The sequence below is a fragment of the Streptomyces sp. SID5464 genome, from assembly GCF_009862985.1.
Lineage (GTDB): Bacteria > Actinomycetota > Actinomycetes > Streptomycetales > Streptomycetaceae > Streptomyces > Streptomyces chartreusis_D.
Genome location: NZ_WWIQ01000035.1, coordinates 1 through 13,591 on the forward strand (window position 1 = coordinate 1; position 13,591 = coordinate 13,591).

The following is a 13,591-nucleotide window of genomic DNA, read 5'->3' on the forward strand; positions in this document are numbered from 1 at the left end:
CACGGGCAGGGCATGGCGTTCTCCGGGCCACTGGACGAGTACCGGCTGCGCAGAGCGCTGACCTCCGCATATCTCCCGGTACCGCACGGCCGGCCCGGAACAACCCACGAGGGCAGCGACGCCCGGGGCGCCGCATCCAGCGGCGACGCCTTCGCGGAACCGGGGCTTGCGGCGGCTGAGTTACTGCGCGAGTACGCGCCGCACAGCCAGGACGAGGCCGACACGGTAGCCAGGGCAGCGGGTGAGCTCGAGCACGCCCTCGCCCGGCTCTTCGCCCGCCTCGGACCGCCTCCCGAACCGACAGCACCCGTGTACGACCCAGCAGGAAGCGGTGACGGAGGCGCGCGGCAGTGAGTGTGGAAGAAAGCAGCGGCGCTCCGCCCCTCCCGCCAGACGACCTCGTCGTCTCGGTGGGTCTGGAGATCGCCATGAAGTGGGGTGCCGCCCTCGGCGGACCGGAGCAACTCAAAGTCGCGTTGGCCGCCCTGGAACCACAGCTGAAGCGGGATCACCAGATCCGGCTCAGGCATCTGGACATGCAGCGGGAGGCGGCCCTGCGCAAGGACGAGAACGCCAAGGCCGCCGCGGAGCGCGAGCTACGGCTGGCGCGCGAGAAGCGCCAGCACGCGCTCTGGATGACGGGTTTGTACGTGGGCGCCGTGATCAGCATCGCCATGCTCGGCGCCGGCATCTATGTCGCCAGGGACGTGTGGTGGCTCGCGATCATGCTGTGCGGTCCCAGCCTGATAGCGATGGGCAAGCTTTACGTGCTGCGGCGCAGCGACAGTGAGGACATGAGGGCAGTGGCCAGGAGCGCCCGGGGCACGACGAACGCCGCCGGACAGGCGCAGCCTCCGCCCATTCCGTGACAGCAGGCTGCGCCTTCGGCAACCGCCGCCCCCGTAGGGTCCCCGTTCGCATGAACCACGGGAACGAACTCGCCCGCTCAATTCGAACAGGCGTATCATTGGGTCGTGGCAACGACCTATGACTTTCCGAGTGACCTCCTCGCCGGTCAGGAGGAACTCCATCAGGTCCGGGCCGAACTGTCGGCCCTGCTGAAGCGACTCCCCTGGTCGGTCGAACCACTGGACGGCTTCAGCGACGACAACGGCTGGCGCAAGGTGGAGCGCCCCGCCTCCCCCGGCTGGACCGCCGACGAACAGGCCGAAGTGGAGAAGCTCCGGCGCCGGGAACACGAGCTCGCGGTGTTCGTCAGCACCCACCGCTACTGGTCCGAACTCACCGGCCCCGAGCGGGTGGCGGCCCGCTCGCAGCTGAAGCACGCGCACGGGGCTCCGCCGGAGGAGACCGACGGAGCCCCGTAGCAGCTGAACGTCAGCCGCTCTTGCCGAGGAGCTTGTTCATCTCGCTGATCTCGGCGTTCTGGGCGGTGACGATGTCGTCGGCCATGGCCTTGGCAGGTCCGTAACGGCCCTTGCTCTTCTCCGTGGTGGCCATCTCCACCGCACCCTCGTGGTGCTCGACCATCAGGGTCAGGAACTTCTGGTCGAAGGCCTTGCCCGAGGACTTCTCCAGTTGGGCCATGTCCTCGTCGCCCATCATCCCGGGCATCCCGGAGTGACCCGAGGCCGAGTGGTCCATGCCGCCCCCGGCCTCGGGGACGTCCTCGCCCCAGGCCTTCAGCCAGCCGGTCATGGTCCTGATCTCCGGGTCCTGTGCCTTCTCGATCCGGTCGGCGAGGTCCTTGACCGCCCCGGAGGAGGCCCGGCCGTCGGCCAGCCGCGCCATCTCCAGCGCCTGCCGGTGGTGCGGGATCATGCCCTGCGCGAAGGAGACGTCCTGGGCGTTGTGGGCACCGGCGGCGGTACCGGTCTCGTCACCGGCGGACGGGGAGGCGGAGGCGTGCGCGTCGTGGCCGCTGCCACTACCGCTGCCGCCGCTGTCACCGTCCCCGCCGCAGGCGGCGAGGACGACCGCGGCGCCGACGGTCACCGCGACGAGAACGCCCCGGCGGGTGAGGTTCCGAACACTGCTCATACGTGAACTCCAGCTTCTGCTGCTACTGCTCCTACTGCGGATTGCGGACACGGCGACGCACCGCCCCGGCGCCGGCACTGGCGCCGACACGGTGCGTACGAGGTGTCTAAATCCGCAGAAGCTGGAGTTCTGCGAGTGAGGGCGGGGCGCGTGCACCGTCCGGTTCCACCACCGCGCACGCCCGTACGACGTCCTCCGGCCCACACCGGGAAACGGGGTCGGCGACCAGCGAGGGCAGCACCGGCCCGCCCCCGACGGCACCCGAGGCACAGGTCGCATCCGCGTGCTGGACATGCCCGCCACCGCAGTGCCCGTCCTGCGCCTCGGAACCGTGCGGGCCGGACTGCCCGTGCCCGTACGCCACGGCCTGGACGTGCGTCTGCTGCGTACGCGTCTGGAGCATGTGCTCCTGCTGCGGGAGACCACCCCCGGGCGCCAGCCCGTGCATCCCCAGCAGCCCCGCCAACAGCCCCAGCACGCACACCACATGCCACCGCCGCACGGCGGGTCGCGGGGCGCGCTGAAGGGAACTGTTCACGATGCTCATCCTAGGGGGCGGCCCGTACGGACATGCGGGCCCCCGGCAGGCGTGCGGCCGTCCGCGACCCGATCGAGTGAACTCGTTCGCCCTTCTACAACTGCGCTCCGCCTCCCGAGGTCATGCACCCGCACGACACGAATGATCTCGAGGTGGAACCCATGAGCCAGCAGCACCCGCAGCAGCCGCAGCAGCCGCAGCAGCCGACCCAGCCCTACCCGCCCCAGCCGCCGAAGAAGCGCAGCGTCGGGAAGATCGCGGGCCTCGGCTGCGCGGGCATCATCGCCCTCTTCGTCATCGCCGGCGTCGCCACGAGCGGCGGAGGCGCCGACAGCGACGACATCTCGAAGAAGGACAAGGCCGTCGCCGCCGACAGCAAGCCCAAGGACGACGGGGCGAAGAAGCCCGAGCGGACCGACGAGGAATCCCAGGCCGAGCAGTTCCGGAGCTGCGTCGCCAAGAGCGGCACGGACACCGAGAAGGCCGCGGTCAAGCACGTCACCAAGGTGACCGGCACGGACAAGCGCAACGACATCCTCGACTCCGCGGACGTCTTCACCGACTTCACCGGCGGCCTGATGGGCCCCCACCAGGGCGAGGGCAAGCTCATCGCTTCCGCGTTCACGTCGTGCTACGAGTCCAGGAACGGCCTCGTGACCGTGTACGACAAGGACGGCGAGCTGCTCGCCAACGCGAACTACTGAGCCCCGCCGCCACGGCCCTGCCCACACGTGTCGGCAGGGCCACGGCTTCCGAAAGGCCTCTGACCCGCTACTTGAGTACGGTGGGCGCGGACGGTTTCGAACCGCCGACATCCTGCTTGTAAGGCAGGCGCTCTACCCCTGAGCTACGCACCCGGCTCCCGGGCCACGCGCCCAGGACGAGTCGACAGCCTACATTGCCCGGGGCGCCGTCCCGCAAACCCGTATCCGTGGGTTGCTCCGGGGGTTAACCCCACCCTTGATCCGGGAGCGGCCCGGATCCCCCGGCGGGTCCTGGATCCATACGGTCGAAGAGCGCTCGGGAGCGCTCGTCGTCCGTCCAGGGGGAGATCGTCATGGCCCGCACCTCTCGCACCACCGGCACCACCGGCACCACACGCACAGTCTCGGCCCGCGCGGTCGCCGTCGCCGGTGCCGTCGTGGTGCTCGTCGCCGGTCTCAGCGCCTGCGGCGCGTCCGCCGGGGACGACACCGACCCCGACCACCGGTCCTTCGACCTGAAGAGCCGCACACTCACCATCGACTCCGACCACTCGGCCCTCGAGATCGTCGCCGCCGACTCGAACCCGGCGGGCCGGATCGAGGTCACCCGGTGGTTCCAGGGCTCGGTCGTCGTCGGCAAGGAGCCCAAGGCCACCTGGTCCATGCGGGACGACCGGCTGGTGCTGCGGCTGAAGTGCTCCGGCTTCGTCGTCGACTGCTCGGCCAAGCACCGCATCGAGGTACCGCGGGGCGTCACCGTGAAGGTCCAGGACGGCGACGGCAGTGTGCGCGCCCACGGCTTCCGGGACCCCCTGCGCATCCGCACGGGCGACGGCTCGGTCCGCGTCACCGACACCACCGGCCCTGTGAACATCCGCACCGGCGACGGCTCCGTCCGCGTCACCGACACCACCGGCCGCCTGGAGATGCGCACCGGTGACGGATCCATCCGGGCGAACGTCTCCTCCCGTGACGTCCGCACCCACACCGGCGACGGCTCGGTCCGCCTGGAACTCGGCGCCGTACCGGATTGCGTCGAGTCCCGCAGCGGCGACGGTTCCGTGACCATCGCGCTGCCCAAGGCCACCTACCGCGTGACCACCGAGACCGGTGACGGCGGCGTGGATGTGTCCGTCCCCCGCGACGAGAGCAGCTCCCATGTGGTGTCCGCCCACACCGGCGACGGCAAAGTGACGGTCCGAACGGCGAACTAACCGGCCCGTGTGTTCGTCCTTAACCGGTGGGAGAATGACAACCGGGCAGGGTGGACCACAGCACGGGAGAGGGATGTGACGGCGACTCCAGCGCAGCCGTACTCGCCGCCGGTGCCGCGCGCACATCGCCCGAGCCGCCGCGTCCCCCGTACTCCCGGCCCGCTCCATGACGCGCTCACGCTGCTGGGACTGCCCCTGCTGGCCGCGCTGGCACTGCCCGCCGCCTTCGCGGGCGGGGGCACCCGGCGCTGGTTCGGCGGTCGTGCCGAGAGCCAGCGGGCCGAGGCCCAGGCCGCGAAGGACGCCGCCGCGGCCGCCTTCTACGAGCTCGACACCGCGCAGCGCGACCTGCGCATCTCGATCGAGACGATCACGGCCGTCGACGACTCCCCTGCCGCCCGGCGCGCCGTCGCCGACTTCGACGCGCTCGGCCGGCGCATCGACGAGGCCAGCCACCAGTACATCAACGCCGTCGACGCCCACGACCTCGACCGCGACGACCTGGAGGCCTCGGCCGCCTCCCGCGCCCGCACCGAGCTGACCGCCGCCAAGGAGGAACTCGGCCGGGTCAAGCAGGAGCTGGACCGGTTCACCGACGGCCTCGGCCCGCTGCTCGGCAAGGCCGAGACCCAGCTGGCCCGCCTCGCCCCCGCGGTCGAACGCGCCCGTCAGGCCCTGCTCGCCGCCTCCAACGCCCTCGACTCCGTACGGGCGACAGGCCTGAAGGCCGACGACCTCGCCGCCCGTCTCGCCGCCCTGTCTCCCGAGCTCACCAAGCTGAACCAGGGCGCCGGTCAGCACGGCGTACCGCAGACCCTGGAGCGGGCCGAGCGGGTCACCCGCGGGGCCGAAGCGGTCCGCGTGGAGGCCGAGCGGCTGCCGGAGCGCGCCGCCGAGATCGATCACCGGCTCGTCTCCCTGCGCACCCGCGCCCAGGCCCTCACCACCCGCTCCGAACAGGTCGACCCGATCCTGAGCGAACTGCGCCGCCGCTTCACCGTGGCCTGCTGGCAGGACCTGCAGCGCGTCCCCGACGTCGCCGCCGAGAACGTGCGCCAGGCCGAGACGAAACTGGCCGAGGCCCAAGCCGCCCGCGACGAACAGCGCTGGGCCGATGCCACGGCCCTGCTGTCGACCGTACGAGCCCTGCTGAACACCACCGACGAAGCCGTCTCGGCCGCCGGCGACCGCCTGCACCGCCTGAACACCGTGCAGAAGGACCCCCAGCAGGAGATCGAGCGCACCCGCTTCGCCATCCGCGACGCCCAGCGCCTCGCCATGGCCGGCCGCAACACCCCCGACCCGCGCCACGCCCGCCCGTTGGACGAGGCGGTGTCCCGCCTGGAACGCGCCATCGCCGGCCTCGACGGCCGCCACCCCGACTACTGGCACTTCCTCACGGAAACGGAAGCGGTACGCCGGGCCGTATCCGGCGTGGTCTCCCGGATCCGAGACGAACGCGGAGCCGCCGGCCATTGACCGTGCCGGTTAACCTGTGCGCATGCCTCGCTACGAGTACCGCTGCCGGACCTGCGGCGACACCTTCGAACTCAGCCGTCCCATGGCGGAGTCCGCCGCTCCCGCGGCATGCCCCTCGGGTCACGACGACACGGTGAAGCTCCTCTCCACGGTCGCGGTCGGTGGCTCTGCCTCCGCCCCGGCTTCGGCGCCGCGCGCCGGCGGCGGCGGTGGGGGCGGCTGCTGCGGTGGCGGCTGCTGCGGCTGACGCCTCCCTCAGGTTTCCTCAGGAGTCCTTCAGCTTCGGTTTCCTAGCGTGGTGGCATGACAGCCATCGCCGCGGACGCCGGGCCGCAGTGGGTCAACGACCTCATGGACGCGCTGGGCGCGCCGGGTGCCGGTCTCGCCATCGCCTTGGAGAACCTGTTCCCGCCGCTGCCCAGCGAGGTGATCCTGCCGCTCGCCGGGTTCGCCGCGAGCAGCGGGCGGATGAGCCTGCTCGCGGTGCTGCTGTGGACGACGGCCGGCTCGGTGATGGGCGCGCTCGCGCTGTACGGCATCGGTGCGCTGCTCGGCCGTGACCGGACGGTGGCGGTGGCGGCCCGGCTGCCGTTGGTGAAGGTCTCCGACATCGAGAAGACGGAGGCGTGGTTCCAGCGGCACGGCACCAAGGCGGTGTTCTTCGGCCGGATGATCCCCATCTTCCGCAGCCTGATCTCCGTGCCGGCGGGTGTGGAGCGCATGCGCCTGCCGGTGTTCCTGGGGCTGACCACCCTGGGCAGCGCGATCTGGAACACGGCGTTCGTGCTCGCCGGCTACACCCTGGGCGCGAACTGGCACGAGGTCACGGACATCGTTTCCGCCTACTCCAAGGTGGTCCTCGCCGTGGCGGCGCTCGCGGTGCTGGTGTTCGTCGTCCTGCGCCTGCTGCGACCGGGAGCGGGCCGCCGCCGGCTGGGCGGCCGGCCCCAGAGCGTCACCGAGGAGATCGAACCGTCCGCAGGAGCTCCCGCAGGATCCGCTCCCCCGCAAGGGCGCCCCGTTCGGGGAGCGCCCTGATCGCGGGAGCCGTCCAGCCGGTGTCGGCCAGCTCCCCGTGGCCCGGGCGCCAGCCCTGGTCGGCCGCGAGGAGCAGGTCGGCGTCGAGCAGGGAGTCGCCGGCGGCCAGGGTGAGATCGGCGCCGGTCCGACGGGCGATCTCGCGCATCGCCGCGCTCTTGGTGAGCGGCTTGGGCACGGCGTAGATCTTGCGCCCCTGGAGGGACACGGTCCAGCCGCGGTTCTCCGCCCAGACCGCGAGTTCCTTCACCCAGTCCTCGTTCAGCAGTTCACGCTCGACGACGAGGTAGGCGAAGAGGTCGTCGGCGACGCGGTGCTTGCGCACCCAGACCGGGTCGGCCGCCCTGAGCAGGTGTTCCTGCACCTCGGCCAGGGGCGCGCACTGGTCGGCCAGCCGCGCGGTCACCTGTGCGTGCCAGTCGGGGTCGGACACTCCGTCCACCAGGATGTGGCCGCCGTTCGCGCAGATCGCGTAGGTGGGCGCGGGGCCCGGCAGGTTGATGCGCAGGTACTGCTTGCGCGTGCGGGTCGTCGTCGGCACGAACACGGCCGCGTCGCCCAGGTCGGTGAGGAGCTGGGCCGCCGTCTCCGTCATGTACGACAGCGGTTTGCTCTCGTGCACCTCCACACACAGCAGCCGGGGCGCCCGTGCGTCCGGCATGGTCAGCGCCAGGGCCGCAGCGGAGTAGATCAGGGTGCGATCGAGGTCGCTCGCGACGAGTGCGGGCATCAGACCGTCACCGCCTTGCCGTCGGCGCCGGTCGCGCCCCTGGTGTACCTGGGGTGGATCAGGCCGACGCAGGTGTAGGGCAGTTCGGCCACCTCCTCGACGGGTACGCCGCGTTGCTCGGCCAGCAGACGTACGTGGTCGAGGTCACTGCCCGCCCCGGCGCGCGCCAGGACCTTCCAGGGCACGCGGCGCAGCATCACCCGGGTGGTCTCGCCGACGCCGGGCTTGACGAGGTTCACGTCGTGGATGCCGTACTCCTCGCTGATGCGCTCGACGGCGGCCCAGCCCTCCCAGGTGGGCGAGCGGTCGGCGGCGAGCAGCTCCTTGGCCTGGGCGCAGGCCGCGTCCGTGACCTCGGGGAAGCGGGCGGACACGGCGTCCAGGAAGGTCACCGAGACGTCGGTGCCGGCGAGTTCGCGGTAGAACTTGGCGCCGTGGAAGTCGTGCGGGCCGACCAGGTCCGCGCGCAGCACGGTCCGCGAGATCAGGCCGGACACGGTCGAGTTGAGGCAGGCGGAGGGGATGAGGAAGTCCTCGCGGGTGCCGTAGGTCCGTACGCAGGAGCCGGGGTCGGCGAGGACCGCGATCTCGGGGCTGAAGCCGGTGATGCCGTCGGACTTCTCGAACTCCTCCAGGGCCTGGGCGAGTTCGCGGGTGATGGCGCCCTTGCCGGTCCAGCCGTCGACGAAGACGACGTCCCGGGGGTCGTGGTGCTCGGCGAGCCAGCGCAGCGCGTTGGCGTCGATGCCGCGGCCGCGGACGATCGACACGGCGTAGTGCGGCAGGTCGAGGCCGTGCCGGTGCTGGGCCCAGCGGCGCATCAGGATGCCGACGGGTGTCCCCGCACGGGCCAGGGAGACCAGGACCGGGCGGGGCGACCGCTCGGCCAGGACCGTCTCGGTGACCACGCCGACCGCCTGGGCGATGCGGGCCGCCGAGTCCTCCAGTGCGGCGTGGAACAACTTCTGGTACTGCTCGCTCGGCTGGTACTCCACGGGCAGCGACTCGGCGTAGTGCGCGCCGCCGCGCTGGATCGCCTCCTCGCGCTCCTCGGTCGGCGCCTCCAGCGTCACGTCCGAGAGGTCCTGGAGCAGCCAGCCGACCTCCTCGGGCGCGTACGAGGAGAAGGCGGGGCCGCGGAGGGGCTCGGGCAGCATGGAGGGCCTTTCAGAGGCATACGGGATCTCGCGGACGGGCGGGGTCCCGGGGGTGTACGACGGCACGACGGCGAGGAGGACCCGCGGCGTGTGCGCGGCGAGCTGGGCCAGCAGGCCGCCGGGCGCGTGCAGCGCGGGCGTGTCCGCGACCGAGTCGACGACGGCGACCACGGCGTCGAAGCCGGCACCCGCGACGTTGTAGGCGTACCGCTCGCCCGGGCCGTCGGCGGGGTCGTCGTGGGCGGGGAAGACCAGGCGGGTGCGTATCGCGTAGCCGGGGTCGTCGACGGCGAGGACGGGCGAACGGGTGGTGGTGGAGTAGCGGACCTCGACATCGGTGGTCCGCTCCAGCTCGCGGGCGAGCCTGAGCGGGGCGTACATCAGCTCCTCGAAGCCGAGGATGTGTACGCGGCGGGCGTTGGCGGGCAGTGCCTCCGCCAGGCGGCGGGCCATCGCGGGGAGGGCGTCCTCCAGGAGCTCCCGGTGCGCGGGGGTGAACCCGTGCCGTCCGCCGTCCGGCAGGTCGCGGGGCCAGTGCAGGTCCACGCGGCCGACGGTGGGGTCGGTGCCGTCGTCGTCCGGGTGCGGGCCGGTGGGGGTTGCTCGCGCAGTTCCCCGCGCCCCCAGGGGGGCCTCGTACCGCGCCACCAGCTCCTGCCCCTTCTCCAGCACCCCCTCGGGCAGCCGCACCGCCCCCGAGGCCGCCGCGACCAGGTCCACCCGCGCGCCGATCTCCCGCGCAAACTCCTCCAGCCGCCCCGCATCCGTCACCGACCGCATGTCCACCAGCGCCACCACGACGTACCGCCGCCGCGGATACCGCTCATGAAGATCCCGGACGGTGTTCAGCACCGTGTTCCCCGTGGAGAACTCGTCGTCGACCAGGACCAGCGGTCCGTCGCCGGTGAGCAGCGCGGGGTCCTCCGGCAGCAGCAGGTGGGAGGTCGCGTGCGAGTGGGACTCCTCGAAGCCGCCGGCCGGGGCGAGACCGGCGACGGGGCGGCGGGTGGAGTGCAGGTAGGGGGCGGAACCCAGACCGTCGGCGACGGAGTGGCCGAGGCCGGTGGCGGTCTCCGCGTAGCCGAGGACGACCGCGCGGCGCGCCTCGTCGGGGCCCAGCAGTTCACGCACGCGGCGGCCCAGCTCGAAGCCGTGACCGTAGACCACGGACGGCGACTGCGGGACGTGCTTGCCGAGCACGTTCGACACCAGCAGGTGTGCCCGCTTGGGGTTGCGGCGCAGGGCCAGTCCCAGCAGGCCGGTCAGCCGGTCGTCGCCGATGAGCTCGACGCCGAGCCGCTCGGCGACCCAGCTGCCCGACCAGACGCCGTCGGCACCGCCGGCCGTCCCGGCCCGCACCGCGTCGCCGTCGCCGTCCCCGTCGCGCACCTGCTGGTGCACCCCCTCGTTCACTGCCTTCTCCATGAATTCCCTGCGTCGAAGTCGCCGGTCTCACCGGCGAGCCTGCGTTCCTCGGGTGCCGTGCGTTCAGTCGCGCAAGCCGGCCGCGAGCAGCTCCACGAAGCCGATGTCCTCGTTCGCCACGCCGAAAACCTCGGCACGCAGCAGGGTCCGCTCGGCCCAGGCCCGATGCGGCTTCACCTCGTTCATCTTGTTCGTGTACGCCGACCTCAGCACACCCCCGCCGCCGCGCTCGGGGCGCAGGATGTCCTGGGCGTCCGAGAACTCCTCGTGGCTGACGACCGACAGGGCGTGCACGGGCAGCACGTGCGAGGGGTGGATGCAGGTCTTGCCCAGCAGTCCGTTGGCGTGGTCCAGGGAGATCTCCCTGAGCAGGCCGTCCATGGCGTGCTCAATCAGCTTCTCGCGCAGCTCCGCGGCCTGCACCTCCAGGAAGGGGCTCTGCCGCAGCTGCGGCTTGAACATGCGCTCCTGGACCCGGAAGTACTCCCACACCGGCCCGGTCACGGTGAAGCCGGTCCCGTCGACGCGACCCAGCATGTTCACCACGTCGGCGATCACGGAGGCGACGATCTGCACGTCGTAGGCCGTCATGTCGGGGCCTCTGCGCAGCCCGTAGGAGGAGCAGAAGTCCGTCACGCCGAGGCGCAGGGCGAGTACGCGGTCGCGGTACTTGTCGACCGCCCGGGAGATGCCCTCCAGGGTCGCCACGCGCGACTCGCGGTAGAGCAGCTCCGGCGACTCCAGCACCGGCATGGCGAAAAGACGCTGTCCGCCGTCGGCCTCGGCGGTCGCCAGTGCCTCGAGGAAGGGGATGCCGCGTTCCTCGGTGAACTTCGGCAGTACGAATCCGGACAGCAGCCGGACGGCGGGCCCGAGGCGTCGTACCAGGTCGGGGATCTGCTCGGGGACGCGGACCCGGATGAAGAGCAGCGGCAGGTCCGCGTCCGGGCGGTCGGCGAGGGCCGTGAGCTGACGGACGAGGTTCTCCTCGCCCGGGCCGACCTCCGCGTCGTCGATCGAGTCCTCCAGGCACAGGACCATGGAGACCACGCCACGACCGGCCTGCTTGAGGATGTCGTCGGCGAGGCGGGTCCGGGTGGCCGGGCTGTAGAGCGTGGCGCCGAGGGCGGCCGAGAGCAGCCGGGCCGGCGAATCCGCGGTGAAGGTGCACGGCTCGCGGTGGAAGAGCCGCTTCCGCACCTCAGGGGCGACGTGCCCGAAATGACGCATGGAACTCCCCCGTGGTGGTTGTGCGACCTGCGAATCGTCGAAAGCTGGCCGGTAATAGTACGTAGAAGTCCATGGCAGAGGTTCCCGTCAGGCATGAATTTCAGGTAACGCGGGCAAGCACAGCCGGGCCCTGCCATGACGACGGTAGTCCGCGAGAGCCGTCGGCGCCGCTCGTGGCACCCCGGGCCCCGCGTTGTCGTGAGCAGGACCGAGAAGGCAGGATGACCGCATGACGCACGCGATGCTGAAGGGGTCGAACGTCCCGCTGGAAGCCACCACGGTGCGCGCCGTGCTGCGCTGGACACCCGGGCAGGGGGTTCCGGACGTCGACGCCTCCGCGCTGCTCCTCGGCCCCGACGGACATGTGCGCTCCGACGAGGACTTCGTCTTCTACAACCAGCCCCGGCACCCTTCCGGGAAGGTGTGGCGGCTCGGCAAGAAGCGGGTCGCCGAGGGCCTGACCGACACGATCCAGACGGATCTCGCCGGTGTCGAGTCGGGAGTCAGCCGGATTCTGCTGGTCGCTTCGGCGGACGGCGTCACGTTCGACCGCGTACGGGCACTGCGCATTCTGCTGTACGACGCGGCGGCCACGGGCGCGGAGGCTCTGGCGTACTTCGACGTCAAGCCGGAGACGGGCCAGGAGACCGCGCTGATCTGCGGCGAGCTGTACCGGCGTGGTGAGGGCTGGAAGTTCCGGGCGCTGGGCGAGGGCTATTCGAACGGGCTTCAGGGGCTCGCGACCGACTACGGCATCTCGGTGGACGAGTCGGAGGCGATGGAGGAGACGGCCGGGCAGCCGGCCACGGTCGGCCCGGCCCGGTCCACGACCTCCGACCCCGCGCAGCCGACGACCGCCGACCCGGCACAGCCCGCGACCTCCGCTCCCACCCAGCAGGCCCCGGCCGCGGCCCGGCCCTCCCCCGAGGTGTCCCGGCCGCTGCCGCCGGAGCAGCCGACCGCGGTGCCCGCACAGCCCGCGTACGGCTATCCGCCCCAGCAGCCCCCGGCCACCCAGCCGGCGTACGGCTACCCGCAGCCCACCAGCCAGCCCGCGTACGGCTACCCCCAGGCACCGGCGACGGCGGGCGTCACGGGCGCGCAGTCCGGCTACGGCTACCCCGAGCCGGTCGCGGTCGCGGCCCTCGACCCGGACTTCCGCCTGCCCCCGCAGGGCCCGCAGTTCATCGGACGCTAGCGGGACCCAGGGCCGACACCCGCGGGGCCGGGCCTCGGCCCGGCCCTCAGCGCTCGACCTTCGTCTTGTAGCCCCGGCCCCACTGGAGCCCCCACCCGTACAGCCGGTCCAGCTCGGCCTGGAACCCGTAGACGAACTTCACCTCGCGGCGCACGATGATCTCGTCCTTGACCTTTTCGATCATGACGACGGCACAGGAGCGGGCCTGCGGCTGGCGTTCGTCGAGGTGGATCTCGATGCGGGGGCCGTTGCTCGGGTAGAGCGTGACGATGGCGTGGGCGCGGTCGAACGCGGGTGTCTGGTCGTAGATGTAGACGAAGACCAGGAGCCGCTTGATGCTGTCGCGGTGGTCGAGGTTGATGTACATCGTCTCGCCGGACGCGGAGCCGAAGCGGTCGTCGCCGCTGAGTTTGACGTACGGCGGGGCGTTGACGTCACCGAAGTAGCCGCCGAGGGGCTGGACGACGCCCTTGCTGCCGTCCTGGAGTTCGTACAGACAGCCCAGGTCGAGGTCGACGTTGACCACGCTCTGGCTGTGGCCGATGACCTCCGGCGGCTTGAGGGCCCTGAAGGGGTGCCGCAGCAAGCTCTCGCGCTGCGGGCCGCCGATGTCGGACGTGCGCATCCGCCAGCTGAGATTGACCCGGAGATGGCCGGTGGCCGCGTCCTGTTTGGTGAGTGATATCTGCGCGCGCCGCTTGGTCAGTTCGATCGCGTTGGTTGCCGCGTGCCCCGAGTCGAACTGCACGTCGCGCCCACGCCGAAGTCCGTCGAACAGGCCCATTCCGCCCCCACGTTCCCTTGGTGACCGCGGGTCCTCGCCGTACCCACGGCCCTTGACGACCGACGGGGCGGCCGCCGAGGAGTCGCCTCGGTG

General features: G+C 71.6%; 15 protein-coding genes and 1 tRNA gene. 9 read left to right on the plus strand and 7 right to left on the minus strand.

What is annotated here, in order from left to right:
• The 3 genes from GTY47_RS40315 to GTY47_RS19630 all read left to right on the plus strand — a co-directional run.
• A partial coding sequence (locus GTY47_RS40315; protein WP_010048489.1) for a hypothetical protein occupies nt 1–354 on the plus strand: 354 nt, incomplete at its 5' end.
• On the plus strand, nt 351–869 hold the full coding sequence (locus GTY47_RS19625; RefSeq protein WP_010048490.1) for a hypothetical protein: 519 nt from the start codon (nt 351–353) through the stop codon (nt 867–869). The genes GTY47_RS40315 and GTY47_RS19625, both read left to right, overlap by 4 nt.
• A 105-nt stretch (nt 870–974) precedes the next feature.
• On the plus strand, nt 975–1,328 hold the full coding sequence (locus GTY47_RS19630) for a hypothetical protein (RefSeq protein WP_010048491.1): 354 nt from the start codon (nt 975–977) through the stop codon (nt 1,326–1,328).
• A 10-nt stretch (nt 1,329–1,338) separates the two neighbouring features.
• Here GTY47_RS19630 and GTY47_RS19635 read toward each other — a convergent pair whose 3' ends face one another.
• Both GTY47_RS19635 and GTY47_RS19640 read right to left on the minus strand, forming a co-directional pair.
• Nucleotides 1,339–2,001, minus strand: coding sequence for a DUF305 domain-containing protein (locus GTY47_RS19635; RefSeq protein WP_010048492.1), 663 nt, complete (start codon nt 1,999–2,001; stop codon nt 1,339–1,341).
• Nucleotides 2,002–2,107: 106 nt separating this feature from the next.
• On the minus strand, nt 2,108–2,548 hold the full coding sequence (locus GTY47_RS19640; RefSeq protein ID WP_078603002.1) for a DUF6153 family protein: 441 nt from the start codon (nt 2,546–2,548) through the stop codon (nt 2,108–2,110).
• A gap of 152 nt (nt 2,549–2,700) precedes the next feature.
• On the opposite strand from GTY47_RS19640, the gene GTY47_RS19645 reads away from it, so the two are divergent.
• Nucleotides 2,701–3,243 (plus strand): hypothetical protein, encoded by a 543-nt coding sequence (locus GTY47_RS19645; RefSeq protein WP_040904418.1) that lies wholly within the window; start codon nt 2,701–2,703, stop codon nt 3,241–3,243.
• 81 nt (nt 3,244–3,324) lie between these two features.
• Here the strand turns inward: GTY47_RS19645 and GTY47_RS19650 are convergent.
• Nucleotides 3,325–3,396: transfer RNA gene (locus GTY47_RS19650), tRNA-Val, on the minus strand.
• Nucleotides 3,397–3,596: 200 nt separating this feature from the next.
• Here GTY47_RS19650 and GTY47_RS19655 point away from each other — a divergent pair.
• The 4 genes from GTY47_RS19655 (at nt 3,597) to GTY47_RS19670 (ending at nt 6,974) form a co-directional block, all read left to right on the plus strand.
• A complete protein-coding gene (locus GTY47_RS19655; RefSeq protein WP_010048496.1) occupies nt 3,597–4,457 on the plus strand; it encodes a DUF4097 family beta strand repeat-containing protein in 861 nt (286 codons plus the stop codon).
• Between the two features lie 75 nt (nt 4,458–4,532).
• Nucleotides 4,533–5,936, plus strand: coding sequence for a hypothetical protein (locus GTY47_RS19660; protein ID WP_010048497.1), 1,404 nt, complete (start codon nt 4,533–4,535; stop codon nt 5,934–5,936).
• Between the two features lie 22 nt (nt 5,937–5,958).
• Nucleotides 5,959–6,183, plus strand: a complete 225-nt coding sequence (locus GTY47_RS19665; protein WP_010048498.1) for a zinc ribbon domain-containing protein — start codon at nt 5,959–5,961, stop codon at nt 6,181–6,183.
• Between the two features lie 56 nt (nt 6,184–6,239).
• Nucleotides 6,240–6,974 carry a DedA family protein gene (locus GTY47_RS19670; protein WP_010048499.1) on the plus strand — a complete coding sequence of 245 codons (735 nt, stop codon included), beginning with the start codon at nt 6,240–6,242 and terminating at the stop codon, nt 6,972–6,974.
• Here the strand turns inward: GTY47_RS19670 and GTY47_RS19675 are convergent.
• The 3 genes from GTY47_RS19675 to GTY47_RS19685 all read right to left on the minus strand — a co-directional run bounded on the left by GTY47_RS19675 (nt 6,892) and on the right by GTY47_RS19685 (nt 11,516).
• On the minus strand, nt 6,892–7,704 hold the full coding sequence (locus GTY47_RS19675) for a hypothetical protein (protein WP_010048501.1): 813 nt from the start codon (nt 7,702–7,704) through the stop codon (nt 6,892–6,894). The two genes, GTY47_RS19670 and GTY47_RS19675, sit on opposite strands and share 83 nt — an antisense overlap.
• On the minus strand, nt 7,704–10,286 hold the full coding sequence (locus GTY47_RS19680; RefSeq protein WP_010048502.1) for a phosphoribosyltransferase: 2,583 nt from the start codon (nt 10,284–10,286) through the stop codon (nt 7,704–7,706). Before GTY47_RS19680 ends, GTY47_RS19675 begins: the two co-directional genes overlap by 1 nt.
• Nucleotides 10,287–10,349: 63 nt before the next feature.
• Entirely contained in the window at nt 10,350–11,516 is a 1,167-nt protein-coding gene (locus GTY47_RS19685; protein WP_010048503.1) for an HpcH/HpaI aldolase/citrate lyase family protein, read from the minus strand.
• 229 nt (nt 11,517–11,745) lie between these two features.
• Between GTY47_RS19685 and GTY47_RS19690 the strand changes: the two genes are divergently transcribed.
• Nucleotides 11,746–12,714: a TerD family protein gene (locus GTY47_RS19690; RefSeq protein WP_010048504.1), complete on the plus strand. Its 969-nt coding sequence runs from the start codon at nt 11,746–11,748 to the stop codon at nt 12,712–12,714.
• A gap of 46 nt (nt 12,715–12,760) precedes the next feature.
• Here GTY47_RS19690 and GTY47_RS19695 read toward each other — a convergent pair whose 3' ends face one another.
• Nucleotides 12,761–13,498 carry a hypothetical protein gene (locus GTY47_RS19695; protein ID WP_010048505.1) on the minus strand — a complete coding sequence of 246 codons (738 nt, stop codon included), beginning with the start codon at nt 13,496–13,498 and terminating at the stop codon, nt 12,761–12,763.
• Between the last annotated feature and the right edge of the window lie 93 nt (nt 13,499–13,591).

What these genes read in the sequence shown, in the direction of transcription:
- GTY47_RS19635 (WP_010048492.1), bottom strand. Translation starts at nt 2,001, where the DNA reads ATGAGCAGTGTTCGGAACCTCACCCGCCGGGGCGTTCTCGTCGCGGTG.
- GTY47_RS19640 (WP_078603002.1), bottom strand. Translation starts at nt 2,548, where the DNA reads ATGAGCATCGTGAACAGTTCCCTTCAGCGCGCCCCGCGACCCGCCGTG.
- GTY47_RS19645 (WP_040904418.1), top strand. Translation starts at nt 2,701, where the DNA reads ATGAGCCAGCAGCACCCGCAGCAGCCGCAGCAGCCGCAGCAGCCGACC.
- GTY47_RS19655 (WP_010048496.1), top strand. Translation starts at nt 3,597, where the DNA reads ATGGCCCGCACCTCTCGCACCACCGGCACCACCGGCACCACACGCACA.
- GTY47_RS19665 (WP_010048498.1), top strand. Translation starts at nt 5,959, where the DNA reads ATGCCTCGCTACGAGTACCGCTGCCGGACCTGCGGCGACACCTTCGAA.
- GTY47_RS19670 (WP_010048499.1), top strand. Translation starts at nt 6,240, where the DNA reads ATGACAGCCATCGCCGCGGACGCCGGGCCGCAGTGGGTCAACGACCTC.
- GTY47_RS19675 (WP_010048501.1), bottom strand. Translation starts at nt 7,704, where the DNA reads ATGCCCGCACTCGTCGCGAGCGACCTCGATCGCACCCTGATCTACTCC.
- GTY47_RS19680 (WP_010048502.1), bottom strand. Translation starts at nt 10,286, where the DNA reads ATGGAGAAGGCAGTGAACGAGGGGGTGCACCAGCAGGTGCGCGACGGG.
- GTY47_RS19685 (WP_010048503.1), bottom strand. Translation starts at nt 11,516, where the DNA reads ATGCGTCATTTCGGGCACGTCGCCCCTGAGGTGCGGAAGCGGCTCTTC.
- GTY47_RS19690 (WP_010048504.1), top strand. Translation starts at nt 11,746, where the DNA reads ATGACGCACGCGATGCTGAAGGGGTCGAACGTCCCGCTGGAAGCCACC.
- GTY47_RS19695 (WP_010048505.1), bottom strand. Translation starts at nt 13,498, where the DNA reads ATGGGCCTGTTCGACGGACTTCGGCGTGGGCGCGACGTGCAGTTCGAC.